Annotated in this window: 23 protein-coding genes; 12 read left to right on the plus strand and 11 right to left on the minus strand. The window is 64.2% G+C overall.

What is annotated here, in order from left to right; genetic code table 11:
* Both HKK80_RS07570 and aspS read right to left on the minus strand, forming a co-directional pair.
* A complete protein-coding gene (locus HKK80_RS07570) occupies positions 1–843 on the minus strand; it encodes a pantoate kinase (RefSeq protein ID WP_411799002.1) in 843 nt (280 codons plus the stop codon).
* A gap of 40 nt (positions 844–883) precedes the next feature.
* Positions 884–2,188, minus strand: coding sequence for an aspartate--tRNA(Asn) ligase (gene aspS / locus HKK80_RS07575; protein ID WP_411799003.1), 1,305 nt, complete (start codon positions 2,186–2,188; stop codon positions 884–886).
* Positions 2,189–2,302: 114 nt separating this feature from the next.
* Here aspS and HKK80_RS07580 point away from each other — a divergent pair, with 114 nt between their 5' ends.
* Entirely contained in the window at positions 2,303–3,871 is a 1,569-nt protein-coding gene (locus HKK80_RS07580; RefSeq protein WP_411799004.1) for a DUF790 family protein, read from the plus strand.
* A gap of 37 nt (positions 3,872–3,908) precedes the next feature.
* On the plus strand, positions 3,909–4,139 hold the full coding sequence (locus HKK80_RS07585) for a hypothetical protein (protein WP_411799005.1): 231 nt from the start codon (positions 3,909–3,911) through the stop codon (positions 4,137–4,139).
* Here HKK80_RS07585 and HKK80_RS07590 read toward each other — a convergent pair.
* Positions 4,136–4,717 carry a hypothetical protein gene (locus tag HKK80_RS07590; protein WP_411799006.1) on the minus strand — a complete coding sequence of 194 codons (582 nt, stop codon included), beginning with the start codon at positions 4,715–4,717 and terminating at the stop codon, positions 4,136–4,138. The genes HKK80_RS07585 and HKK80_RS07590 overlap by 4 nt on opposite strands.
* Entirely contained in the window at positions 4,714–5,622 is a 909-nt protein-coding gene (locus HKK80_RS07595) for an RsmB/NOP family class I SAM-dependent RNA methyltransferase (protein ID WP_411799007.1), read from the minus strand. Before HKK80_RS07595 ends, HKK80_RS07590 begins: the two co-directional genes overlap by 4 nt.
* A gap of 109 nt (positions 5,623–5,731) precedes the next feature.
* Between HKK80_RS07595 and HKK80_RS07600 the strand changes: the two genes are divergently transcribed.
* From HKK80_RS07600 to dnaK, 3 genes are all read left to right on the plus strand, one after another.
* Positions 5,732–6,478, plus strand: coding sequence for a proteasome assembly chaperone family protein (locus HKK80_RS07600; RefSeq protein WP_411799008.1), 747 nt, complete (start codon positions 5,732–5,734; stop codon positions 6,476–6,478).
* A 41-nt stretch (positions 6,479–6,519) separates the two neighbouring features.
* Positions 6,520–7,227 (plus strand): nucleotide exchange factor GrpE, encoded by a 708-nt coding sequence (locus HKK80_RS07605; protein WP_411799009.1) that lies wholly within the window; start codon positions 6,520–6,522, stop codon positions 7,225–7,227.
* 175 nt (positions 7,228–7,402) lie between these two features.
* On the plus strand, positions 7,403–9,316 hold the full coding sequence (gene dnaK, locus HKK80_RS07610; RefSeq protein ID WP_411799010.1) for a molecular chaperone DnaK: 1,914 nt from the start codon (positions 7,403–7,405) through the stop codon (positions 9,314–9,316).
* Between the two features lie 110 nt (positions 9,317–9,426).
* On the opposite strand, the gene HKK80_RS07615 is transcribed toward dnaK, so the two are convergent.
* On the minus strand, positions 9,427–9,687 hold the full coding sequence (locus tag HKK80_RS07615) for an AbrB/MazE/SpoVT family DNA-binding domain-containing protein (RefSeq protein WP_411799011.1): 261 nt from the start codon (positions 9,685–9,687) through the stop codon (positions 9,427–9,429).
* Between the two features lie 163 nt (positions 9,688–9,850).
* Between HKK80_RS07615 and HKK80_RS07620 the strand changes: the two genes are divergently transcribed.
* Both HKK80_RS07620 and HKK80_RS07625 read left to right on the plus strand, forming a co-directional pair.
* On the plus strand, positions 9,851–10,291 hold the full coding sequence (locus HKK80_RS07620; protein WP_411799012.1) for a MarR family transcriptional regulator: 441 nt from the start codon (positions 9,851–9,853) through the stop codon (positions 10,289–10,291).
* 3 nt (positions 10,292–10,294) lie between these two features.
* Positions 10,295–10,636, plus strand: coding sequence for a type II toxin-antitoxin system PemK/MazF family toxin (locus HKK80_RS07625; protein ID WP_411799013.1), 342 nt, complete (start codon positions 10,295–10,297; stop codon positions 10,634–10,636).
* A gap of 21 nt (positions 10,637–10,657) precedes the next feature.
* Here HKK80_RS07625 and HKK80_RS07630 read toward each other — a convergent pair whose 3' ends face one another.
* Positions 10,658–13,039, minus strand: coding sequence for a DEAD/DEAH box helicase (locus tag HKK80_RS07630; RefSeq protein WP_411799014.1), 2,382 nt, complete (start codon positions 13,037–13,039; stop codon positions 10,658–10,660).
* A gap of 121 nt (positions 13,040–13,160) precedes the next feature.
* Between HKK80_RS07630 and HKK80_RS07635 the strand changes: the two genes are divergently transcribed.
* Both HKK80_RS07635 and artA read left to right on the plus strand, forming a co-directional pair.
* The gene (locus HKK80_RS07635; protein WP_411799015.1) at positions 13,161–13,598 is read left to right on the plus strand and encodes a universal stress protein; all 438 of its coding nucleotides are present in this window, start codon (positions 13,161–13,163) and stop codon (positions 13,596–13,598) included.
* Positions 13,599–13,709: 111 nt separating this feature from the next.
* Complete coding sequence (artA, locus tag HKK80_RS07640; protein WP_411799026.1) at positions 13,710–14,684, plus strand: archaeosortase A; 975 nt, start codon at positions 13,710–13,712, stop codon at positions 14,682–14,684.
* 1 nt (position 14,685) lies between these two features.
* Here artA and dph5 read toward each other — a convergent pair whose 3' ends face one another.
* From dph5 to HKK80_RS07665, 5 genes are all read right to left on the minus strand, one after another.
* The gene (gene dph5 / locus HKK80_RS07645) at positions 14,686–15,498 is read right to left on the minus strand and encodes a diphthine synthase (protein WP_411799016.1); all 813 of its coding nucleotides are present in this window, start codon (positions 15,496–15,498) and stop codon (positions 14,686–14,688) included.
* Between the two features lie 66 nt (positions 15,499–15,564).
* The gene (locus HKK80_RS07650; protein WP_411799017.1) at positions 15,565–16,047 is read right to left on the minus strand and encodes a DUF456 domain-containing protein; all 483 of its coding nucleotides are present in this window, start codon (positions 16,045–16,047) and stop codon (positions 15,565–15,567) included.
* Positions 16,048–16,104: 57 nt separating this feature from the next.
* On the minus strand, positions 16,105–18,426 hold the full coding sequence (gene tmcA, locus HKK80_RS07655; RefSeq protein WP_411799018.1) for a tRNA(Met) cytidine acetyltransferase TmcA: 2,322 nt from the start codon (positions 18,424–18,426) through the stop codon (positions 16,105–16,107).
* Positions 18,427–18,464: 38 nt separating this feature from the next.
* Positions 18,465–19,283 (minus strand): RNA methyltransferase, encoded by an 819-nt coding sequence (locus HKK80_RS07660; protein ID WP_411799019.1) that lies wholly within the window; start codon positions 19,281–19,283, stop codon positions 18,465–18,467.
* Complete coding sequence (locus tag HKK80_RS07665; protein ID WP_411799020.1) at positions 19,280–19,867, minus strand: hypothetical protein; 588 nt, start codon at positions 19,865–19,867, stop codon at positions 19,280–19,282. Before HKK80_RS07665 ends, HKK80_RS07660 begins: the two co-directional genes overlap by 4 nt.
* A 113-nt stretch (positions 19,868–19,980) precedes the next feature.
* Here HKK80_RS07665 and HKK80_RS07670 point away from each other — a divergent pair, with 113 nt between their 5' ends.
* The 3 genes from HKK80_RS07670 to HKK80_RS07680 all read left to right on the plus strand — a co-directional run bounded on the left by HKK80_RS07670 (position 19,981) and on the right by HKK80_RS07680 (position 23,465).
* Positions 19,981–21,129, plus strand: a complete 1,149-nt coding sequence (locus tag HKK80_RS07670) for a dihydropteroate synthase (RefSeq protein ID WP_411799021.1) — start codon at positions 19,981–19,983, stop codon at positions 21,127–21,129.
* Positions 21,130–21,270: 141 nt separating this feature from the next.
* A complete protein-coding gene (locus HKK80_RS07675) occupies positions 21,271–21,990 on the plus strand; it encodes a 6-hydroxymethylpterin diphosphokinase MptE-like protein (protein ID WP_411799022.1) in 720 nt (239 codons plus the stop codon).
* Between the two features lie 44 nt (positions 21,991–22,034).
* Positions 22,035–23,465 (plus strand): cryptochrome/photolyase family protein, encoded by a 1,431-nt coding sequence (locus tag HKK80_RS07680; RefSeq protein ID WP_411799023.1) that lies wholly within the window; start codon positions 22,035–22,037, stop codon positions 23,463–23,465.
* Positions 23,466–23,535 lie beyond the last annotated feature (70 nt).

Genomic DNA, 23,535 nt, shown 5'->3' on the forward strand with positions numbered 1-23,535 from the left:
TCACTCCTCGTCGACGAGCCGAGCCCCGCAGGCGTCGGTGCGACACCGCTGTGGGTCGTAGCCCGCCGCTGAGAGCCCCTTGTCGGTCGCAAAAACGGTGTTACCGAGCATCGCCATCGCGGCATCGCCGCCAGCGTCGTCGACGGCGGCGATAGCGTCAGCGACCTCGTCGGTCAACAGATCGGCCTCCTCGGCGAACGTCCGGGAGACGGCGATGAACTGCTCGACGGTCGGTCGTTCCAGCAGCCGGCTGAGTGCCGATTCGCCCGCGAGGGTGAGGCCGTCGGTGTCGCCGGCGAGAACCTCCTCGGTCGACACCTCGCCGAAGGTGACGTATTCGATGCGGGGTCGAGCGGGCAGCCCATCAAGGCGGCCGTGACTCGGTGAGCCGGGATCGATCCGGATCGGCAGCCCGCCGCGGGCTTGGGCGACCACATCGCCGAGGCCGGTGCCGGCTTCGACCTCCGCACAGTGAGCCAGTGTGATCAGCTCGTTTTCGGTCTTCCCGCAGTCGAAAATGGCGTTGGCGGCGAGCGCGGTGCCGAGGGCGACCGCACCGGAGACGCCGAACCCCGCGCCGACCGGCAGCGACGTGGTGGCGTCGACCGCGGCATCGACGCCGAGGCGAGTGCAAACGTCGTCGACGGCGGTGATCGACACGTCGTCGCCGTTGAGTCGACAGCCGCTGCCGGGGGCAACAGTCACCTCGACGCCGTCTGAGAGCGTGATCCCAGCCCCGCGGCTGCCCGCCTGCGCGCAGGTGGCGGCCGTATGCGCGCTGAAGAAGCCGGTGATGTGGCCCGGCACGAACGCCGTCGCCGAGGAATCGTTTTCCGATACCATGTGTTGGTGGTCGCAGTGCCCTCCGGTGACCGACGGCTCCCTACGGCGACAGCCGCTGTCGATCCCGCGGGAACAGCACACCTTCACGAATATTGTCGAGACCGAGCAGCGTCATCACGAGTCGCTCGCCGCCAAGCCCGAAGCCGGCGTGCGGCGGCATCCCGTATTTGAACATCTTCGTGTAGTAGTCGAACGCCTCGGGGTCGAGACCCTGCTGTTCGAACCCTTCGATCAGGTGGTCGTAGCGGTGTTCACGCTGGCCGCCGGAGACGAGTTCCATCCGCGGGTGCATCAGGTCGAAGCCCGTCGAAAGCTGGTCGTCGTCGTCCTGATCCATGATGTAGAACGGTTTGATCTCGCTGGGCCAGTCGGTGATGAAATAGTGCTCACCCACGTCTTCGCCGAGGGCGACCTCGCCTTCGGTCGGCAGGTCGTCGCCCCACAGCAGTTGCTCGTCGAGTTCGCCGGTCGCGTTGATGCGCTCGATGGCCTCCTCGTAGCTGAGTCGTGGGAACTCGCCTGAGGGGACTTCGAACTCCTCGGCAAGCCCGAGCGCGTCGAGTTCGTCCTGACAGTTTTCGGCGACGGCCTCGTAGGCGGCGGTGACGACGGCCTCGGCCACGTCCATCGCCTCGTTTTGATCGCAGAAGGCCCCCTCGAAGTCGATGGAGGTCGCCTCGTTGAGGTGTCGCGGCGTGTTGTGTTCCTCGGCGCGGAAGATCGGGCCGATCTCGAAGACGCGTTCGACGTTCGAGCCGGCGATCAGCTGTTTGAACAGCTGTGGGCTCTGGTTCATGAACGCTTCCTCGCCGAAGTAGGTGATCGGGAAGAGTTCGGTGCCGCCTTCGGTGCCGGTGGCGACGATCTTCGGCGTGTTGATCTCGGTACAGTCCAGCTCGCGGAACGTCTCGCGGGCGGCGTGTTGGATCTCCGCGCGGATCGTGAAGATCGCCTGTACCTCCTCCTTGCGGAGGTCAAGCGTGCGGTTGTTGAGCCGCGTCGAGAGTTCGGCGTCGACCTTCCCGGAGGGATCGAGCGGGAGTTCGGTGTCGGCTTCGGCGATGACCTCGACCGAGTCGGGCGTAATCTCGACGCCCGTGGGTGCGCGCGGTTCCTCGTCGACCTCGCCGGTCACGGAGATCACGCTCTCGCGGGCGACGTTCAACCCGGTCTCGACGAGGTCGTCATCCATCTCGTCCTTCTCAAATTTGATCTGAATCTTGCCTGTGGTGTCGCGCAGGATCAGAAAGGCGATGCCGCCGAGGTCGCGGAGCTCGTGCACCCAGCCGGCAACTGTGGCCGTCTCGCCGGGTTCAGCATCCGCGGTGTAGGTTCGGTTTTCCATACCCGATGCTGTCGGTCGCTGCCCTTAAACTCGGCTGATTCCGGTTGCGCCATCCTCGGCACGACCGGTCTGTGCCTCGGGGCGTTTTTACCACCGCGCGACGAACGCGAGGGCGTGCTGACGAAGGATCTCCTCCGTGTCTCCCGCCGCGGCGGCTGCTACCGCCCCGAGTTCATTGGCCGGGAGGCCCGCCCCCTGGCGGCGAAACTCATCGGCACCTATCAAGGCCACGTCGGCGAAACACGGGGGACGCTCGACGAAGCGGTCGAAGCCATCGAACGCGAGAAGGAGGAGTTCAAACTCGTTCGCGGGTTCGCCGCGCTGCTCGACCGGGAGGCTGAGTTCGAGACCGACGCATCACTGCCGCCGGAGCGCGCCCGCCGGGTCGCCTTCGAGGCCGCCGAGGCCGTCGGCGTCGCCAGCGACGACGAACGCGAGCAGGCGATCGCGCAGGCGGCCGACGACCTCGCGGTCGAGACCGATGCCATCGAATCCTCGCTGTACGCCGACCGCGACTGCAATCAACGACTCGCCGCCTTCGACTCCCGGTGGGATCCTGACACACTCATCGAGCAGTACAACCTGTCGCTCGCCCAGACCGCGCTGTTCGACGCGACCGAGGTGCGACTCAAAAGCGACGACCCGCGAGCGTTGATCACGGCGGTCAAGCGACTCGGGCTGATGTACGAGATCGAACAGCCCAACAGCGACGCGATCGACGGCGACGACGCGGATGACAGCGACAGCCCGCTGGCCGATCAGCGAACGGTCGTCGTCACCGGCCCCGACCGGCTCTTTCGGCGCACCAGGCGATACGGCACCGCTTTCGCTCGCCTGCTGCGGTCGGTCGCGGCCACGAACGAGTGGGAGTTGACGGCGACTGTCGACGACCACGGCACCGACAGCGAGATGACACTCCGCGCTGACGACGTGTCGGTGCCGGGTGTCGATCCCGTTGCCGAGCCAAGCTACGACAGCGGCGTCGAGCGCGACTTCGCCGCCCGGTTTGAAGCCCTCGATCTCAACTGGGAACTTCAGCGCGAGCCCGATCTGCTGGAAACCGGGTCGAACGTGATGATCCCGGATTTCGCCTTCGACTACCGATTCGCCGATTTTCGGGTGTATTTCGAGGTGATGGGGTTTTGGACGCCGGAGTACGTCGAAAAAAAGCTCGGCCAGCTTGCCACCGTCGAGGATGTGGAGCTCGTCGTCGCCGTCGACGAGTCGCTGGGCGTCGGCGAAGAGATCGCCGCCGAGGATCACCGCGCGATCCCCTACTCCGGCACGGTTCGGGTCAAAGACGTTGTTGACGTACTCCGTGAGTACGAGGCCGATCTCACCGCGGCGGCCGGCGACAATCTTCCAGACGAACTCCACCCTGACACCGACGTGATCGAACTCGACGACCTAGCCGCCGAATACGGCGTTGCGACCGACGTGGTCGACGAGCGATCATTCCCGGCGCACACCCGCGTCGGTCAGTGGCTCGTCCGGCCCGCCGTGCTGGCCGAGATCGACGATGAGATCGAGGCCGGCCAGTCGTTCGACGAGGCCGAGTCGATCATCGCCGACTACGGCATCACCGACGCCAGCGCGGTGTTGTCGGCGGTCGGCTACCGTGTCGTCTGGGACGGCCTCTCAGGTGGAACGCTTGAAGACCGAGAACACGAAAGCGACGACTGACACGATTGCTTTTCTATCGTCGTCCCGAAGCAAGGCTATGGTGCTCTCCAACCTGTTCGCCTCACGGTGGACACGACTGTTCAGTGTGCTCTCCGTCGTCGTCACCGGCCTCCGCGCAGTGCTCGGCGGAAATCGGCGGCTCGGCGCGCTGCTGCTCGGCGTCGCCGCCCTCGCCTACCGCTGGTCGCCGGCCGGCATCGCGCTCACGTTGCTGTATCACCGCTACGGCGACCGAATTACGAGTCGCGCGCTCAACAACGACACCTAATCGGCCGACAGCGGCGACAACGATTCTTGATTTCCTTTTGGCACAGTTGACCGCAACTCGCCGTACACGTACAGACCAACACCGATGGGTTCGCGCTCGCCTCGCTCGACGGCGGTGCCGTCTCGCACTGGTCGGCCCTCCGGCCCGACCCCGACTTCGTGAGCCGCGATCAGATACCCCCAGTCGCCATCCCAGTCGAGTTCCTGATCCTCGCCGCGGACGAACGCTGCGGCGGCCTCGCCGTCGAGTTCGATCACGTTTTTTGTCGCGTGGCCGCCGAACCGCTGGATCGCACTCTGGGTCGGCTTCCAGTGTTCCTGCCGGGTTCGCAACACGGTCATCCCGAGGCCCTCGACGCGGATCGGCGTCGGCGCGTCGTCGGCGAAGATCCAGATCTTGCCTTTGCCTTTCTCCCAGAACGTGAAGTCCGCGAAGACGGCCGGGTCGATGCCAAAGCGGTCGGCAAAAAAGTCGAGGACTTCCTCGCGGGACGCCCGGCCTTCGACCTCGCGGTCGGCCGCGGTCGCCGGCAGACGGCCGAACTGCTGGCCGACGTTTTCGTTCTCGTCGTCGCTCATGCTGTCACCTCCAGTTTCGCACAGTAGAAGCCACCGGTGTCGTTGAGATGCGGGTAGATCCGATGGGTTTGCTCGACACTCGGATCGTAGCTGTCGCCCTCCCACTCGGTGACACCGGAAACCGAATCGAGCGGGCAGTCGAAGTCAACGATCTTGCAGTCTTCGGTTTCAAGCACGTGATCGACGACAGCTTCGTTCTCTTCGGGCGCGAACGTACAGGTCGAGTAGACGACCGTCCCGCCCGGCTTGGTCGCTTGCACGGCCCGCGAGAGGATGCCCTTTTGTACTGCTGCGACGCTGTGAACGTGCTCCAGCGTCCACTGGTCGAGGGTGTCGGGGTTCTTGCGGATCGTCCCCTCACAGGAACACGGCGCGTCGACGATGGCGCGGTCGAACTCATCAAAGCCGAACGGCTTCAGTGAGTAGTTTCGGCCGTCCTGTTTGGTGACGACGAGATTCGTGACGCCCAGCCGTTCGGCGTTGTGTCGCAACGAGGAGAGCCGCCCAAGGTTGTTGTCGTTGCCGACGACGACCCCACGGTCGTCCATCATCGCCGACAGCTGGGTCGTCTTGCTGCCCGGGGCGGCGCAGCTATCCCAGATTCTTTCGCCGGGTTGCGGATCGAGCGCGAGCGCGGGCACCGCCGAGACCTCCTCCTGGCCGTGGAGCCAGCCGTGAAAATACGGCCAATTCGTCCCCGGCGACGCGTCGGGCAGCCGCAGCAGGCCGTCGTGCCACTCGACAGGCTCGTACTCGATGCCTTCGTCATCGAGCGCACGCCGAGCGCGTTCGGGGTTGGCCTTGATCGTGTTGACGCGGACGACCGAGGGCAGTGGTCGCTCGCACGCCTCGAAAAAAGCGTCAGTGTCCTCGACGAGCGGGGCGTACCGCTCTAAGGGGTTCATACCCGGCCTTTCGCGGCACCCGGTTTGTCGGTTTCGCTCCGTGTCACCAGAGGTCGACCGGCGTCGGAGCGACACCAACGATTAGGTGGATCGCTGTTGTCGACCCTATATGGCTCGTATCGAGCACCAACTGGACGATGTCGCCCTTGACAGCCCGACGCTCATCGAAGGCTTCCCCGGCGTCGGGTTGGTCGGCAAGATCATCGTCGACCACCTGATCGAGCAGTTGGAGATGACGCACTACGCCAACGTTCACTGCGAGGGGATCCCACCGGTGGCAACCTACCAACCCGACAGCAGCGAGTTGGTGACGCCGGTACGGCTCTACGTCGACAGCGACCGGCAGCTCCTCGCCCTCCAGAGTGATGTGCCGATCAACCCGGCTGCCGCAAACGCCTTTGCCGACTGCGTGACCGGCTGGTTCACCGAGGAAGACATCCTGCCAGTCTATATCTCCGGCCTGCCGAGACAGCGCGACGAGGACGGCGAGGGGCCGGCACTGTACGGCGTTGGCACCGGCGGCGGAACCGAACAGTTGGCGACGACCGACATCGACACGCCCGCCGAGATGGGGATGGTCTCGGGGCCGACCGGCGCGCTGCTGTCGCATGCCCTCGAAAATGACACGACAGCGGTGGGATGTATCGTCGAATCCGACCCACAGTTCCCCGATCCCGACGCCGCCAAAACTGTGATCGAAGGCGGGATTGAGCCGATTGCCGGGGTCGACATCGAGACGAGCGATCTCACCGACAAGGCCGCAGAGATCGAGCAGGCCCGCAAACAGCTGCTCAAACGGATGCAGCAGGCCAGCGAGGAGAGCAGCCGCGCCGAGCCGATCCGAATGTATCAGTAGGGTTCTGAACCCTTAAGCCGTCAAAGCGTCTGGGTGGAGGTATGAGTGATGACGCAGCCGCGGTCGAGGAATCGGACTCCGAGACGGACGCTGCGGCCGACGAAACCGAGCCCGGCGACGCTGCCGAGGCAACCGAGGAATCTCCAGCCGAGGATCCAGCAACCGACAACTCAGCTGAATCGCCCGACGACGAGCACGCTGCCGTCGAGGATGCTACCGTGGACGAACTCGTAACCCAAATCACCGACAGCGACGAGGAACTGACCGCGCCGGCGACCGAACTCCAATCGCGGATCGAATCGCTGGAGGACGATGTCGCCGAGAAGAACAACGAGATCGACGAGCTAACCGAGAAACTCTCGCGGGCGCGAGCCGACTTCAAGAACTACAAGAAACGGACGAAAAAGCAACAGGAAGAGATGAAGGCGCGGGCGACCGAGGATCTGGTCGAACGGCTAACTGATGTCCGAGACAATCTCGTTCGCGCACTCGACCAGGATGCCGATGCTGACATCCGCTCTGGTGTGGAGTCGACGCTGGAAGCCTTCGACCGGGCACTCACAGACGAAAATGTCGCGTTCATCACCCCCGAGGCCGGCGAAGAGGTCGATCCCGAACGCCACGAGGTCATGCAGCGTGTCGACAGCGACGAGCCTGCGGGCACCATCGCCGACGTCTATCAGCAGGGCTATGAGATGGCCGGTAAGGTGCTCCAGCCGGCACGAGTGACCGTCAGCAGCGACGACTGAGCCGGCAGTACCCGTCGGCGAGAGCAACAGTGGTGATCTTGCGGTTTATTTAAATACACCGACTACCTGGATTCGGAAAACCACCTAATCGCAAGACTGCGAGGTTGTCGTCGGTTCGTTTGTGTCGGCGTGTCTAGTAACCTTTAACCGATCCAAGGCGGTAATTCAGGCCAAGATGGCCAGTGAGAAGATTCTCGGTATTGACCTTGGCACCACGAACAGCGCGTTTGCAGTGATGGAGGGTGGCGACCCGGAGATCATCGTCAACGGCGAGGGCGACCGGACGACCCCTTCGGTCGTCGCCTTCGACGATGACGGCGAGCGACTGATCGGCAAGCCGGCGAAGAACCAAGCAGTGCAGAACCCCGAAAAGACGATCCAGTCGATCAAACGCCACATGGGCGAGGAGGATTATGAGGTCGAGATCGACGACGAGAGCTACACGCCCGAACAGATCTCGGCGATGATCCTCCAGAAGATCAAACGCGACGCCGAGGAGTATCTCGGCCACGATGTCGAGAAAGCCGTCATCACGGTGCCGGCGTACTTCAACGACCGGCAGCGACAGGCGACGAAAGATGCCGGTGAGATCGCCGGCTTCGAGGTCGAACGCATCGTCAACGAGCCGACCGCCGCCTCGATGGCCTACGGTCTCGACGACGAATCCGATCAAACGGTCTTGGTCTACGACCTCGGCGGCGGCACGTTCGATGTCTCCGTCCTCGAGCTCGGCGGCGGCGTCTACGATGTGGTCGCCACCAACGGGGACAACGACCTCGGCGGCGATGACTGGGATCAGGCGATCATCGACCATCTCGCCGACGAGTTCGAGGACGACCACGGGATCGACCTGCGGGACGACCGGCAGGCCCTCCAGCGACTCAAGGAGGCCGCCGAGGAGGCGAAGATCGAACTCTCCTCCCGCAAAGAGGCGAATATCAACCTCCCGTTCATCACGGCGACCGATTCGGGGCCAGTCCACCTCGAAACGTCGATCACCCGAGCCACGTTCGAGAACATCACCAACGACCTGATCCAGCGGACGGTCGAACCGACCGAGCAGGCCCTCGACGATGCCGACAAATCGAAAGGCGACATCGACGAGGTCATCCTCGTCGGCGGCTCGACCCGGATGCCCCAAGTCTCCGAAAAGGTCGAAGAACTCGTCGGCCAGGAGCCGAAGAAAAACGTCAACCCCGACGAAGCCGTCGCGCTCGGTGCGGCGATTCAGGGTGGCGTCCTCGCCGGCGACGTTGACGACATCGTTCTGCTCGACGTGACGCCGCTCTCGCTGGGGATCGAGGTCAAAGGCGGGCTCTTCGAGCGACTCATCGATAAGAACACGACGATCCCGACCGACGCCTCGAAGGTCTTCACCACGGCGGCCGACAACCAGACCTCCGTGCAGGTGCGGGTCTTCCAGGGCGAACGCGAGATCGCCGACGAGAACGAACTGCTCGGGGAGTTCATGTTGACGGGGATTCCGCCGGCCCCCGCCGGCACGCCGCAGATCGAGGTTGAGTTCTCCATCGACGCCGATGGCATCGTCAACGTCTCCGCGGAGGATCAGGGCTCGGGCAACGCCGAGTCGATCACTATCGAGGGCGGCGCGGGCCTCTCCGATGAGGAAGTCGAGCGCATGCAGGAGGAGGCTGAACAGCACGCCGAAGAGGACGAGAAACGCCGCGAACGGATCGAGGCCCGCAACGAGGCCGAGGGCGCGATCCAGCGCGCGGAATCGCTACTCGAAGAGAACGAAGAACAGGTCGACGACGACCTCGAAGCCGACATCCAGGACGCTATCGAGGACGTCGAGGAAGTCCTCGAAGACGATGACGCCGAGACCGAGGAACTGCAGGAGGTCACCGAGAACCTCTCCGAGCAACTGCAGGAGATCGGCAAACAGATGTACGAACAACAGGCCCAGCAGGCACAGGCCGGTCCCGGCGGCGCGGGCGGCCCTGAAGGCGGCTTCGGCCCCGAGGGTGCCGGCGCAGGCGGCGCGGCCGGTGCCGACGGCGAGGGTGACGAGTACGTCGACGCCGACTTCGAGGACGCCGACGACGCCGACAGCGAGAAAGACGAGTAATTCGTAGCGCGCTGTCGGTCGTTACTGACTGTTTTTGTTGTTCATGATCACATAGCAGTCGATTCCGCTCCAAGCGACTGGGTAGCCGGTATCAACAACACACAACTCCGCTACCTATCCTCGTAGTTCCAGTCACGACGGTCTCGCAGGCGAGTCGCCAGCTCCTCGGCGACCGCCTCCCGCGTCTCCTGAGGAGTATCCTCGGGAACAAGCATCCCACGACCACTCCCCTGCGTGCGTTTTTTCACCACGATTCCATCGTCCGTATCTACCCACACCACCTCGTCGCCGGGTTCCAGATCGTATTTCTCACGGAGGGTTTTCGGAATCGTCGCCTGGCCCTTGTCCGTGACACGCGTTGACTCGCTCATTTGTGGTAATACTTGGTGTAATACTTCAAATCTTACGGGGTATTTCGTTCGTGTTGGCACCCTAACGCGGGACGGATTTCGGTCACCAGCCGCATCGAACCCGTTTAGCATCCTCACGCTGTCGGAAAGTATTAATGACATAGAGAGACAACAAGGGACATAAATGCCCTACCACGTCGACGAACTCCGCCGGGAGGAGCCGTTTCCGGTCACCCCCGAAACGAACGAACACGCCGCACTGCGGTTCCTCGTCGCCAACCACGACTACGGCTTTACCCCGTCGGAGATCGCCGCCGAAACCAAGATTACCGAGGGCAGTGCCTCGAAAACGATGAGCCGACTCCACGAGAAAGGGCTCGTCAGTCGGTCGCAGGGAGCCTATTACGTCGATCCGGAGCGCGTCGAATCGCTCAAACACCGACTGGAATCACTGGACGCCGCTGTCGATCTGTTCGATGATGCACCGGACGACGCCTACGCCAACGCCGGCTGGGAGGAACAACTCTCGGAACTCGATCCCGGCGACGAGCCCGCCAGCGGTGAGACCGACGATACCGACGCCGAGACACTCGTTTCGAATCAGGAGGCCAACGACGAGGCCTAATCGATGACCTACAGCCATGGAGCGGTTGTGTCGATCCCCGATCCGTACGACCGCCGACCGTCGCGTCCCGCTGTCGTCGTCTCCGACGAGCAGTGCCCGGATTACGGGGATCGCTACACCGTCGCCGCGCTGACCAGCAGCGACCGCTACGGCGAGCATCCCTACGCCGTCACCATCGAAGCTGACGAACCGGCGAGTGGCGAACTGCTGACGCAGTCGTTCCTCGAACTGTGGGCGACCTACCGGATCGCGCATGGCGACGTTCGCGCGATGCACGCCCGCCTGAACGCGGCGACAATGAAGCGGATCGCCACCGCCTACGCCGAAATGGTTCTGCGCGGCTGAGACGAACGCGAACTGTGCTGCCTACTGCTCCACTGTCGATGACGCCGCAGTCAGTTCTTGCAGTAGCGTCACAGCCGGCGATTTCGACAGCGGTTCGTTCCCGTTTCCGCACTGCGGCGACTGCACGCAGGCTGGACAGCCGTCGGCACAGTCACAGTCATCGATCAGCCGGGCCGTGCGCGTCATCAACTCCTCGACGACCTCGAAGCCGGCTTCGGTGAGGCCGACGCCGCCAGGGTAGCCGTCGTAGATGAAGACAGTCGCCCGCTCGGTGTGGGGGTGGTGTGGGATCGACAGTCCGCCGATGTCGCCGCGGTCACAGAGCAGCATGAACGGGAACAGCGAGATCATGCCATGCTCGGCGGCGTGGATACCGCCGTTGAACGCCCAGTCGGAGTGCGCCTCTCGGAGTTCGCGTTCGACCGCTGGCGGGACGGTGAAGTAGAGGGCCTTTGTTCGCAGCGTCGTTTCGGGGAGGTCGAGTGATTCCTCGCCGATGACCTCGCCCGTGCGACGATCTTTTCGCTGGAAGCCGGTAATCCGCTCGGTGACGGTGACATCGGCGAAATGGACGGTTGCCTCGGCGTCGTCATCGGCGTCAGCAGCAGCGTCACCCGTCGCGTACGGCAGCGATTTTGTGTCAAGATCCTCGTTGACAACGACCGATTTCTCCGAGAGCACCTGTGTGTAGTAGTCGGCCCACGAGGACTGGAGTTCGGCGACATCGCGGTCGAGATCGAGGTCGGTCACCTCGTAGGTCTGGCCCTGCTGGTGGTAGATCGCGCCGCGGTGGGCGTCCCGGAGGGCGTCGTCGAAGCCGAGCGTGGCGATCACGTCGTTGTTGCGAGCGTCCATGAGGCGGATCTCGCGGTCGCCGACAGTTCGGAGGCTCATCTCGTGTTGTGGGCTGCCGTCGCCGTCGTGCAGCCAGCGAATGCCGGCATCCGTCTCGCGGCGGTTGAGCCGACCGTCCTCACCGAGTTCGGCGACAACGTCCGGAAAATCGTCACCAAAGTGAGCCTCGTCGTCGGTTGACAGCCAGTTTTCGGCCGCGGCGCAGGCAACGTGATCCGCCAGCAGTTCGCGGTTGTCGGGATCAACGATGGCCTGCTCGGGGTCGGCCTCAAAGAACTCGTCGGGGTGGTTCATCAGATACTGATCGAGTTGATCCTCGCCGCCGACGAACGCGACGAGCGCGGGATCGGTGCCGCGACCCGCCCGGCCGGCCTGCTGGGAGGCCGACATCCGCGTGCCAGGGTAGCCGTCGAGGATCACCGCGTCGAGACCCCCAATGTCGACGCCGAGTTCGAGAGCGTTCGTACTCCAGATGCCGCGCAGGTCGCCGGACTGGAGGTCGGCTTCGATCTGTCGACGGGTGTCGTTGTTGAGTGCGGCCTGATAGGCGCGGATCTTGCTTGCGAGGTCGCGCTCGCCACGATTGTGGAGTTCGTCCGCGCTCTCGGTGGCGTACTGCTCGGCGGCTTGGCGGGCGCGCGTAAACGCCAGCGTCTGGTAGCCGCGGGCGACGAGATCAACGAACAGCGATTTCGACTCGGTGTGACTCGACCGCCGCCGACCGGAGCCGTGGCCGCGCTGTGGGTCGTCGTACTCGGGTGGGTTCCACAGCAGCCAGTGTCGCGGCCCGCGCGCGCTGGTGTCGTCGTCGACGAGCGCAAAGGTCGACTCGTCGCGGCCGGTGATTCTGGCGGCGTGTTCGACCGGGTTGCCGATGGTCGCCGAACAGCAGACGAACTGCGGGTCGCTGTCGTATCGCTCACAGATCCGGTTGAGTCGCCGAAGCACGAGGGCGACCTGCGTCCCGAAGACGCCGCGGTAGCCGTGAATCTCGTCGATGACGACGGTTTCCAACGAGGAAAAGAACCACTCCCACAAGCGGTTTGCATAGGGCAGCAGCGCGTAATGCAGCATATCCGGGTTCGAGAGCAGGACGGTCGGCCGGCGGTCGCGGACATCTCGCTTTTCGCTGTCCGACAGGCGGCCGGTGTACTGTGCGACCGAGACGCGGCTGCCAAAACCGAGGTCGTGGGCGAGTTCCGACAGCGTGTCGTCTTGGTCGGCGATCAGCGCATTTTGCGGGCCGAGATAGAGGGTTCGGCCGCCGTGATCCATCGCGCGCTCGAAGGCCGGCACGGTGTACGAGAGGCTCTTGCCGCTGGCGGTTTCGGTGGCGATAACGGTGTTGTCGCCGTCGCGGATCGCGTTGATCGCGGTGGCCTGATGCTCATAGAGGTCGTCGATCCCGCGGTCGGCGAGGGCGGATTCGAGGCGGGGTTCGAGATCAATATCGGCAAAGGTGGCCTCGCGTGCTGGGAGGGTGCGGTGGGCGACAATCTGGCCGTCGTAGTGTGGGCGCGCTCGCAGCCAGTCGACGAACTCGTTCACGATTCCTGTTTGCGATCGGCGATGCTAACGGTTGTGATCCGTGGGCACGATCTATGCGGTGGGACATCCAACGAGGTCGCCAAACCGATTAATTCACAACGGCTGAGAGAAACGTTGAGACATGTACGAGACGGTGCTGTTTCCGACTGATGGAAGTGAGGCGGCAACCGAAGCTGCCACTCACGCGATCGATTTGGCGGACAAACACGATGCCGACATGCACATCCTCTACGTCGTCGACCACGAGCGCGTGAGCCAGATGGCCCCCAAACTCGGCAGCGACCATATCAAAGGGACACTCCAAGAGGAGGGCGAACGCATCACCGACGATGTCGCCGACATGGCGAACGCCGAGGGGATCAACACGGTCGTCAGCATCCGAGAGGGCGCGCCCGGCCAGACCATCACCACCTACGCCGAGGATGTTGGTGCTGATACGATCGTGATGGGCACCAACGGCCGCACAGGGATGGATCGGCTCCTGATGGGGAGTGTCGCCGAACGCGTGATCCAAAACACCGAGCTGCCGGTGATGACCGTCAAGCGCGCGGCGGACTAACTCGCCTGGTCAGCACCCACGCACACAAGGATAAGGGATTTATGAGACTGTCTCCTTCCGCCTGATATGACCGGCTCCCCGCTCACATGGCTCAGCGACCAGCTGTTCACCATGGGGGTGTTGTCGGACGCGCTGATCTGGGTTGTCATGCTGCTGTTTGCGGCCGCCGGCCTCACCGAGTGGTACGGCCGCCGCTCAGGAACCGATCTCATGCAGCAGGCGCGGGTGACCGCAACAACCGCCTGGATCGGCTTCGGGCTGTTTTGGCTCAACTCGGTGCCGTTCTGGTGGTTCGAACACCAGAGCTTCGTTGAGGCCTTGCTGGCGTTGATCGGCGCGCCGGCCTGCTTCTATGCGGCCTACGAGCTGTATACCGGCCGGACAACGCTGTTTGTCCTCTCGCGAGCGATCGCCGTCATGGGGTTCATCTATCTTCCCTTCGAGACCATCCCGGCGATCACGGTCGGTGGGCTCTCGCTGCCGGCTCCCCGCCAGTATCTGATCGAAGTGACGACTGTCATCACCGGCTGGATCATCTCGGCGGCGGGCTACTCGCCTGCCCTCGTCGAGAGCCCCGAGGGGTTCATGGCGACCTACCAGTGGACGCTGAGCGACGGCCACATCTACAACGTCTACATTGTCTTGGCATGTACCGGCCTCGGCAGCATCGCCGTCTTCAGTGGCCTGATCGCGGCTGTGAGAGCACCTCTCACCCGAAAGCTCCGCGCGCTGGCGGTGGCCGTCCCGATCATCTTCGTGCTCAACGTGTTCCGCACCGCCTTCATCTCGATCGCCGCCGGCAACCAGCTGATGCATTGGTTCCCCGATGCGGTGCTGTTCCTGTTTGGCGAGACGAACCCCTATCGCGTCTCGTTCCTTGTCTCCGACCGCATTCTCAGCCAACTCGGGGCGGTCGTCGCGCTCATGGCGATCACCTATCTTGTCGTCCGTGAGCTTCCGGAGCTGTTGACTGTCTTGGAGGATGTGCTCTACCTCATCACCGGCGAGGATCACGACCTGCAGGCCGCCTTGGAGCTGCCACGCGAGCCGGTCGCCGAACAGCCCGGTGCCCGCCACAGCGACTGAATCACCGATTCGATTCTGTAGAGAGTAACTCGTCTGGTGCGCCGGCCAATGCTTCCAGCGCGTCGGCCTCGACGTGATGGAGGTCGCCAGGGATCACGAGGAGATGCAGCGGCTCGCCAAAGGATTGTTCCGCTAACGCTGACAGCCGATCAGCGACGACAACAGGATCAGGACTCCCAGCACGAGCGACGACGACCGCGAGTTCATCTTGCCAGTCGGTTGCGAGCAGTTCGGCGGCGTAATCGGCTCGCATATACGGGTCGTCAGTGTCGAGCGCGGCCAGATCGCGGTGGCTGTCGACCTTGATGTCGAGATAGACGAGCGTGTGCAGCCCCCGCTCGCGGTTGGCGTCGATGCTTTCGATCACGCTGGGCGGGACGTTTCCCGCGCCGTGCAGGCCGGGAAACGGCAGCGTGACCGCCTTGCCGAACCGGTAATTTTGCAGGCCGGTCAGCCCGCTGGCGGCGGTTTCGGCGGTGACGCCGTGGATCACGCGGGTGTCGATCCCGCGGTCGGCCGCCCGCACCCGGAGATCAGCGTGGGTCGTCGAGATCATCGTATCGCCTGCGGTGAGAAAGACGGCGTCGCCGTCCTCGGCAGCCTGCAGAATCGGCTCGGGGTTCTGTTCGACGCCCGCTCGGTCGCGCACCTCGATCTCGGTGTCGTGGTGGGCTTCGAGATCGGCGACATCGGCTCCGAGCAGCCGGCTGGTGTAGAACTCCGCAAAGACACGGTCGGCTGCCTGGAGTGCCGCCTCGCCCTCGCGGGTGATCGAGTCTTCGTCGTACAGTCCCAACCCGATGAACGTCAACATACCCCGACAGAACATCGCAGCGCGAATAAACGCCGTGTTTGCTCACGCCCGGATCGCTGGTGTGGCTCAGAACACGACGACGGCGACGACAAAGGCGACGAGGATCGTCCCCGTCAACAGTAGCTGAGCGAGTGCCGAGCCCAACACACCTGCGGCGGTGTAGACAGCCCGCCGCGCTGCGGTCTCCGCGTCGGCCCCCTCGGATACCTCCAGAGCGAAGACGGTGCCGACGACGCCGACGATGATGCCGACCGGGCCGAGCACGAACAGCAGGACGAATCCAACGACCCCCGCGAGGATGGCGGTTCGATTTGAGGAGCCGCCCAGCCGCGCTGCGACCGGGCCACCGACATGATCGACGACGACCGTGCCGACGGCGGCCAGCGTCAACGCGCCGAGGGCCAGCGGGCCAAGCGGCTCGCTCCCGAACAGCGCGTACACCCAGACCCCCGCCAGCGAGAAGCCGCCGGCTGGCACCGCAGGAAGGACGCTGCCGACCATCCCGGCGACCAGCAGCACGATGGCGACGACAAGAACCACCTCGACCATACCGACGCTGGGTTGCCGACGACGAAAAGGGATGCGGCCGGACGGCGATACCCCCTCTCACTCCTCGTAGCGACGCCGCTCATCGACGACGATCTCGGTGTCGACGGCCTCACAGAACGCCTTCGCAATCGAGCCGAACGCCCGTTTGCACTCCCGTTCGGAGACGAAGCAGAGTTCGTCAGCAACGGCCGCCCACGGCGCGCCCTGCAGCGCCTTTCGGACGAGCAGGCGTTCGTCGCGGGGCGACAGGTCGGCGACCGACTCGGTGAGCTGTGCCATCGCAAGCTGCCGGAACACGTGCGGTGCGGCCTCGTAGGTGCCCGGCCCGTAAGCGACCCCCGCCAGCAGCCGCCAGCCCCGCTCGTCGAGAGCGAGAGCCGATTCCGGGCCGTCCTCATCCGGTAGCGTCGCCGCAGCGATCGCGCCTCGTACGACATTCGGGTCGACGCCGGCCAGCGGGTCGGCCAACTGCGAGGCGATCCGCTCGCGGAACCACTGGACGTGACGATCGGTGAGCTCGCGCCCGACAGCTGAGGTCGGCGACAGCATGAGCGCGGAGTGCTCGCCGCTGGTCGCGTTTGCCGTCACCGAGACATGAACAGTGCGGTAGCCGTTTGCCCGCCAAAAGGACAGCAGCCGCGGGGTCGCGCCGAAGCCGACGCCGAACCAGTCGACCGCGTCCTGAAACTCCGCCTTGCACCGCGACAGCAGCCGCGAGCCAAGCCCGCGCGACCGGGCGGCGTGGTGGGTGGCGATCCGCATGACTCGGTAGCCGATCGGCGCGGCCCCGGCCGGATCTCGCAGCTGGCTGGTCAACACGTCCGGAAGCATGTTGCCCTGCACGCGCTCGCCGCCGTAGATCGATGCCTGCAGGTCGCTGCTGAGGCCCCCCTCACGGGCAAGCAGTGCAACCGAAACAGGGTGACCGTCGTCAACGAGCGCGCGGAGTTCGAGGTTCGGCGCATCCAGTAGGCGGACGATGTCATCAGGTTCGGTTTTGTAGTGGGCGGCGACGAGCAGCCCGACGATCTCCCGGAACAACCCCTCGTCGCCCGCAAGCGCGTCGCCATCGATCCGGCGGTAGTCCACGCTGTCGGGCGTCGCCGCGGCGACGAGTTGGTCGGCCGGCGGCTCCGCGTCGAGCAGCAGTGTCCACGCGAGCCACGCCTCGACGGGGTCGTTTCGAGCGTATCTGATCGGCTCTTGGAGTGTTACGTCGATCACGTCGTGCGTCGATTCGGCCAGTCGCTCGCGGAACCGGACGGCAAAGCCGCGGCCAGCACCCTCATAACCGTGAACAGTCGTACAGAAGCCGACCGCGGGCGCGTCGAGCAGCCGTTCCAGCAGCCCAACCGGCAGCGCGGCCGCCTCGTCGACGAGGACGATATCGGGAGACTGTGGCAACTCGGCCGCCGTCGGTGGCGACGCGAAGCGAATCCGGCCGCCGGCTGTTGTCGACAGCGGCCGCTTGGTTTGGTCGGCTGCATCGGCGTCACAGTCGCTTGAATCGTCAGCAGCGAGACAATCGAGCGTCGCCAGCAGTTCGCCGGCGCGGGCAAACAGTTCGGCTGCGTTGTCAACGCTTGGCGCAGTCACGAGCACGTCCCGGCCATCTGCGGCCAACGCGGCGGCAGCCAGCCCGGCCGCACTCGATTTGCCGCGGCCGCGGTCGGCTTCCACGACGACAGCGGTTCCCGGCGTCGTCAACCCCGACAGCTGTGCGACGGCGCGGGCTTGATCTGCCGTCAGGCAGGTGTCGTAGGCGGCGTCGGGAAACGGGGTGTCGGTGTACAGGTGTGGCTCCGAATTGGGCGTCGATTCGGCGGGTTCGATCAGACCGTCGCGTTCGATACGGGCCTCGTACGCCGTCTCATCGTGTGCCGGTGCCGACGTGGCGGTGAGCCGAACGATTGCCACGCCGGGATGCTGTCGGAGGGTTGTGACCAATCGCTGTCGAAAGCGGTTGCCAACCGCCTCGCGGGAAAACGGGGGCACAGCGACCTGATCGACCAGCGCGGAGAGTTCACTCGGCACGTCCTCCAGCGGTGGCAGCAACAACACGAGGAGCCCGCCGCCGTCGACCGCGCCGGTGACCTGGCCGAGGGCGTTGGCCGAAAATCCCTCGTGGCAGTCGAAGACAACGATCTCGCGGGTTGTCCCCAGAAGCTCGTCGGCGTGATCGGGGTGAAGTCGGTGGTATCTGAATCCCTCGCGGGTCGTAACCAGACTCACCGCCTCCTCGTCGACGCCGGCTGCCTCGATTACTGTATAGGCAGCGTCGATCCCGGCCTCACGATCGCCGGTGAGTGCGAGCAGTCGCCGCTCATCGGCGGCCTGGGCGTTCTCCCGGAGGCTGGCGACGAGGCCCCGCAGCTCCATACCCCGGCTTGCAGCAGCGTCGGCAAGGCTCTTTCCGTCTATTCGTTGTCGCCCGTTCGATCCGCATCGCCGTCGCTGACTGTGTCGTCGCCAAACCGATCGGGTTCGTCGTACTGGTCTAACAGTGCTTGTCGGTGATCAAGTTGCTCTGTCGCCTGGCGGAGGACGCCCAACAGCGTGTGGATCTCTCGGCCTGTCGGATGCGCGCGCCCGATCAGCCGGCGCATGAGTCGCTGGGTCTTCTCGCGTTTCCGTTCGTTGTAGCGTTGGGCAGCAAGGAACTCGGCGAAATAGTCGTAAAATCGTTCGATGTCGTCTTCCGCGGCGCGCTCAATTTCACGGTCAGGCAGTTGGGTCTCGTCGACGGTGAGATCGCGGAGTTCATAGAGAACGATTGTCGCGGCCTGCCCGAGATTGAGGACTGGGTAGTCGTCGCTGGCAGGGATCGAGCAGATCTGATCCAACTGTTCGATCTCCTCGTTGTACAGGCCTCGCCCCTCTCGGCCGAAGACGATGGCTGTCCGGCTGTCGACCGTCTGGAGGGTGTCGGCCAACTCGGTGGGTGTGGTGTAGGGAAATCGTCGGTGACGACGACTATCCTCGCCGGTGATCGCGGTACAGCCGACAGTGTGGTAGTTGCTAACAACTTCCTCGAAGGTGATCTCCTCGGCGTTCGGTAACACGTCCTCGCGGGCGTGGCCGGCGAAGCCGTACGCCTCGCCATCAGGATCTAACGGCGGCGGGTCGACCAGTTTGAGATCCGAGAGCCCGAAGTTCTTCATCGCTCGGGCGATGGTGCCGACGTTGCCCGGCGTTTCCGCGTCGACAACAACGACAACCGGTTCGTGACTGCTCATTCGTCGGCGGTCGGGTAGTCCATGTCGGTCTCGTCGATAACCCCGTCGGCGAGCGCGTCGTTGGCGGCTTCGGCTGTCTCGTCGTCAACGTACTCCCGCAGGTCGATTCGCTCGGGTTCATACCCCTCCGACAGCATCGCGTTGAGCTCTTGGGCATCCGGCGGATCAGGCAGCCCCTCGGGGTCGGTCTCGACGTGTTCGACCGCCTCGAAATCGTCTGGCGCGCGACCACCGTTGTCGAACCACTCCTCGAAGGCATCATCGAACTCGGCGGTGCCGCGGTAGTCGCTGCCCCCCTCGTTCTGGTACCAGTAGATGAAGTCCGCCTCGTGGTCAGCACAGAGAACGACCTCGTCATTTGGTTCGCCGTAGACGACCGCCGCCTGTCTGGCGCGGTGGATCTCGTCGTCGCCGTGAATCAGCCGGCAGGCGTCACACGGCTCCTCGACCAGCGAGACGAGTCGAAGGAGTCGCTGACGGTCGTCTGTGGGGATCTCTTCAAGCTGTTTGAACATCCCGTCGTCGTTGAAGATGTCATCCTCCGCAAACCGCCAGCCGCGAAGCCCGACATTGACCTTGCCCATACCTACACTATCGGCGGGCCGGATAAAAACCGACTGGCTCCGCCGCCGCGGTAAATCTCCATCGGTAGCGGCACGACCGGACGGTCTATACTTGCTGCTACCGTGGTTGTTGTATGCGAACTGTCGATGCCGCCGGCCTGCAGATCGGCGACGACCAGCCGCCACGGATCATGGGTGTGTTGAACGTCAGCAGCGAATCACCCTACAAGCCGAGTGTGTTCAACAGCCCCGATGAAGCGGCCGAGTACGTCGACCGCGAACTCATCGATGAGGGTGCAGATATCGTTGATATCGGTCTTGAATCCGCCAACAAAAAGTTTGAGGTGCTCTCCGCGGAGGACGAACTCGATCGCCTCGATACGGCCCTTGAGACGATCGAAAGCGTCTCCGGCGACGCCATCTTTTCGATCGAGACGCGCTACCACGAGGTCGCCGAGGCGGCCCTCGACGGCGGCTTCGACATGGTCAACGATATCTGTGGGTTTGCCGACCCGAAGCTGCCGGCAGTCTGTGCGGACTACGACGTTGCGGTCGCCAAGATGGCCTCGCCGCCGGATCTCGAACGTCCGGGGGCGATCGAGGATGTCGACGACATCTACGACGCGCTGGAACTCAATGGGCTCACCGACAAAACGATCATCGACCCCGCCTTCGGCGGCTGGAGCGAGGCGAAAACGATCGACGACGACCGCGAGACGTTCCGCCGACTCCGGGAGTTCCGCGGCTACGGCCACCCGATTTTGGTCTCGATCAACCGGAAGAATTTCCTCCGCTCGGTGGCCGGCCGCGACACCGAGGGTGCCTTGCCAGTCTCGTTGGCGGCGACGGCGATGGCGGTCGAGCGCGGCGCGCACGTCATCCGCACCCACGACGTGGCCGAAACGCGGGATGCCGCACTGATTGGTGCGGAGTTCAGCCGTGATCGGCTTCGAGACACCATCGACGGTGTCGCCATCGAGGAGTTGGATATCACAACACAGCGTGAGGCCAAGCGGCATCTCGATCGGTATGACGCGGCAGACGCGGCTGCCGACGACAGCGTGAGCCGGACGTTCGAACTCACCGGGTTGGGTGCCGACAGCCAGAAGCAACTGCTCGATGCTGTCAGTGAGACGACGGTGACCGCTGTCAGCGGTGCGTCTGACAGCGCACTGGTATTGATTGGCACACCTGCCGGGTTCAAATCGCTTACGCGCCGGATTACGGGCGACTCACCCCAGCTAGCCGCGACCATGGAACGTATCAGCGAACGGTGCTGTTAAGAGAAAACTTATGCCGGATGATGCTAAACGAACGGGTGGACGCCGGAACGGCATTTGGGTAGGGGTACTTGATGCCACTCCGGCCCATACAATATCTCAGCTGACGAGCACCCCGCTTGTCAGCGGATTTTTATCAGGCCAATGAGCGACAGCCTTGCGTTCGCCGAGTGGGAACCGATCTACGAGACAATACTGGCTGATTTCGGGTTCGATCGGGCGGCCGACGAGCGCGCCCGAGATGTCGCCGCCGAGTTCGCCGACCCGTTTGATCACGACCGCCTCGCCGCCCTCAATGGTGGGACAGTTGCCGTTGTCGGTGCCGCGCCGTCGCTGGCGGCCAATCTCGACGCGTTCGATCCCGACAGCGTTGACGCCGTCGTCGCCGCCTCGACCGCCGTCGACGTGCTTGCGGAGCACGGTATCGCGGTCGAGCTGATGGTCACCGATCTCGACAAAAACGCGGCGACAGCCCGCGAGCTAACGCTCCAAGGGACGCCGGTCGCCGCCCACGCCCACGGCGACAACATCCCCGCTGTTCGGGAGTGGCTCCCGCAGTTCGACAGCCAACACACGCTGGTGACGACACAAGCGGCTCCGCGGGATAGCGTCGCAAACTTCGGCGGCTTTACCGACGGCGACCGGGCGGCGTATCTTGCAGACGCTGTTGGCGCGGCGGAGCTCCGGTTTCTCGGCTGGGCGTTCGACGATCCGGCTGTCGGGCCGATGAAAGCCCGCAAACTGCGGTGGGCCGAACACCTGCTGTACTGGCTGGAACGCCGCCGTGACGACCGATTCGGCGTGCTGGATGGGCGACGCGACGCGCTGACGACCGATCTGACGACGCTGTCGACCTCGGCGTAGCAGTTCTCCGCAACTTTCCTTAGCCGGCGAACCGTGGTGTGGGTATGCAACTCCACTGGCACCGTCGTGATCTCCGCGGGGCCGACAACCGCGCGCTGGCGGCGGCTGCCGAGGCGGTCGACACCGATGGGACAGACGGCGTCGTCTCGCTGTTCGTTTTCGACGACGCGATCCTTGAGCACGCTGGCGCGCCACGGGTGGCCTACCTGCTGGACGCACTCGCCGACCTACGGGCGTGGTACCGCGAGCGCGGCGGTGACCTCCTCGTTCGCCACGGCGACCCCGCTCAGGTCGTCGTCGATGTCGCCGAGAGTGTCGACGCCGACCGCGTTGTTTGGAACAAGGATTATTCGGGAGTAGCGCGCGAACGCGACGCGGCCGTCCGGCAGGCTCTCGCCGACCCCGACATCGCCCGCGAATCCTACCACGACGCGATCTGTCACGAGCCGGGGTCGATCACGACCAACGACGGCGATCCCTACTCCGTGTTTACCTACTTCGGGCGGAAGTGGCACGACCGCCAGAAGGACGAGCCGTATCCGGCTCCCGATGCCGACAGCCTCGCCGACAGCGACGCGCTCGGCGTCGACGCCGGCTCAGTGCCGACACTGGCCGACCTCGGTTTCGACGAACCGGAGGCCGACCTGCTGACGGCGGGCACCGAGGCCGCCCGGAAGCGACTCAAACGGTTTTGCGAGGATGGCATCTATCGCTACGAGAGCGACCGTGATTATCCGACTCGAAATTCGACCTCGCGGCTTTCAGCGGATCTAAAATACGGGACAATCGGTATCCGAGAGGTCTACTGGGCCAGCGAGGACGCGAAGGTCGACGCCAGCGACGAGGAACGCGAGGAGATCGAGGAGTTCCAATCACAGCTCGCCTGGCGAGCGTTCTACACCCACGTCCTGTGGTTCAATCCGGGGGTCGTTTCGCAGAACTACAAGGAGTATGCAAACGAGATCGAGTGGGAAAACGACCCCGAGCTCTTGGCGGCGTGGCAGGACGGCGAAACCGGCTACCCCATCGTCGACGCCGGGATGCGGCAACTGCGCGCCGAGGGGTTCATGCACAACCGCGTGCGGATGATCGTCGCCTCGTTTCTCACGAAGGATCTGCTCATCGACTGGCGAAAGGGGTACGACTGGTTCCGCGCAAAACTGGTCGACCACGACACCGCCAACGACAACGGCGGCTGGCAGTGGGCCGCCTCGACCGGCACCGACGCCCAACCCTATTTTCGCATCTTCAACCCGATGACACAGGGCGAACGCTACGATCCCGATGCGGAGTACATCACGAAATACGTCCCCGAGTTACGGGGTGTCGATCCCGAGATCATCCACGGCTGGCACGAGGCGTCGCCGACGCAGCGACACAACGCTGCCCCCGACTACCCCGCGCCGATTGTCGATCACAGCGAGCGACGCGAACAGGCGTTGGCGATGTTCGAAGCCGCCCGTGGTGAGGACTGATAGTGTTTAATCAAGATATTTACCGATAGACGTAGTAGATTTGGTAATGGGTCGGCTTGAAGAGGTTGCG

Origin of the sequence: Halonotius sp. F2-221B (genome assembly GCF_046719765.1) — an archaeon.
In the GTDB taxonomy this organism is placed as follows: domain Archaea; phylum Halobacteriota; class Halobacteria; order Halobacteriales; family Haloferacaceae; genus Halonotius.

What these genes read in the sequence shown, in the direction of transcription:
- HKK80_RS07650 (WP_411799017.1), bottom strand. Translation starts at nt 16,047, where the DNA reads ATGGTCGAGGTGGTTCTTGTCGTCGCCATCGTGCTGCTGGTCGCCGGG.
- HKK80_RS07570 (WP_411799002.1), bottom strand. Translation starts at nt 843, where the DNA reads ATGGTATCGGAAAACGATTCCTCGGCGACGGCGTTCGTGCCGGGCCAC.
- dph5 (WP_411799016.1), bottom strand. Translation starts at nt 15,498, where the DNA reads ATGTTGACGTTCATCGGGTTGGGACTGTACGACGAAGACTCGATCACC.
- HKK80_RS07615 (WP_411799011.1), bottom strand. Translation starts at nt 9,687, where the DNA reads ATGAGCGAGTCAACGCGTGTCACGGACAAGGGCCAGGCGACGATTCCG.
- HKK80_RS07595 (WP_411799007.1), bottom strand. Translation starts at nt 5,622, where the DNA reads ATGAACCCCTTAGAGCGGTACGCCCCGCTCGTCGAGGACACTGACGCT.
- HKK80_RS07675 (WP_411799022.1), top strand. Translation starts at nt 21,271, where the DNA reads ATGAGCGACAGCCTTGCGTTCGCCGAGTGGGAACCGATCTACGAGACA.
- HKK80_RS07590 (WP_411799006.1), bottom strand. Translation starts at nt 4,717, where the DNA reads ATGAGCGACGACGAGAACGAAAACGTCGGCCAGCAGTTCGGCCGTCTG.
- HKK80_RS07605 (WP_411799009.1), top strand. Translation starts at nt 6,520, where the DNA reads ATGAGTGATGACGCAGCCGCGGTCGAGGAATCGGACTCCGAGACGGAC.
- HKK80_RS07635 (WP_411799015.1), top strand. Translation starts at nt 13,161, where the DNA reads ATGTACGAGACGGTGCTGTTTCCGACTGATGGAAGTGAGGCGGCAACC.
- HKK80_RS07600 (WP_411799008.1), top strand. Translation starts at nt 5,732, where the DNA reads ATGGCTCGTATCGAGCACCAACTGGACGATGTCGCCCTTGACAGCCCG.
- HKK80_RS07680 (WP_411799023.1), top strand. Translation starts at nt 22,035, where the DNA reads ATGCAACTCCACTGGCACCGTCGTGATCTCCGCGGGGCCGACAACCGC.
- dnaK (WP_411799010.1), top strand. Translation starts at nt 7,403, where the DNA reads ATGGCCAGTGAGAAGATTCTCGGTATTGACCTTGGCACCACGAACAGC.
- HKK80_RS07620 (WP_411799012.1), top strand. Translation starts at nt 9,851, where the DNA reads ATGCCCTACCACGTCGACGAACTCCGCCGGGAGGAGCCGTTTCCGGTC.
- HKK80_RS07585 (WP_411799005.1), top strand. Translation starts at nt 3,909, where the DNA reads ATGGTGCTCTCCAACCTGTTCGCCTCACGGTGGACACGACTGTTCAGT.
- HKK80_RS07625 (WP_411799013.1), top strand. Translation starts at nt 10,295, where the DNA reads ATGACCTACAGCCATGGAGCGGTTGTGTCGATCCCCGATCCGTACGAC.
- HKK80_RS07660 (WP_411799019.1), bottom strand. Translation starts at nt 19,283, where the DNA reads ATGAGCAGTCACGAACCGGTTGTCGTTGTTGTCGACGCGGAAACGCCG.
- artA (WP_411799026.1), top strand. Translation starts at nt 13,710, where the DNA reads ATGGGGGTGTTGTCGGACGCGCTGATCTGGGTTGTCATGCTGCTGTTT.
- aspS (WP_411799003.1), bottom strand. Translation starts at nt 2,188, where the DNA reads ATGGAAAACCGAACCTACACCGCGGATGCTGAACCCGGCGAGACGGCC.
- HKK80_RS07670 (WP_411799021.1), top strand. Translation starts at nt 19,981, where the DNA reads ATGCGAACTGTCGATGCCGCCGGCCTGCAGATCGGCGACGACCAGCCG.
- HKK80_RS07665 (WP_411799020.1), bottom strand. Translation starts at nt 19,867, where the DNA reads ATGGGCAAGGTCAATGTCGGGCTTCGCGGCTGGCGGTTTGCGGAGGAT.
- tmcA (WP_411799018.1), bottom strand. Translation starts at nt 18,426, where the DNA reads ATGGAGCTGCGGGGCCTCGTCGCCAGCCTCCGGGAGAACGCCCAGGCC.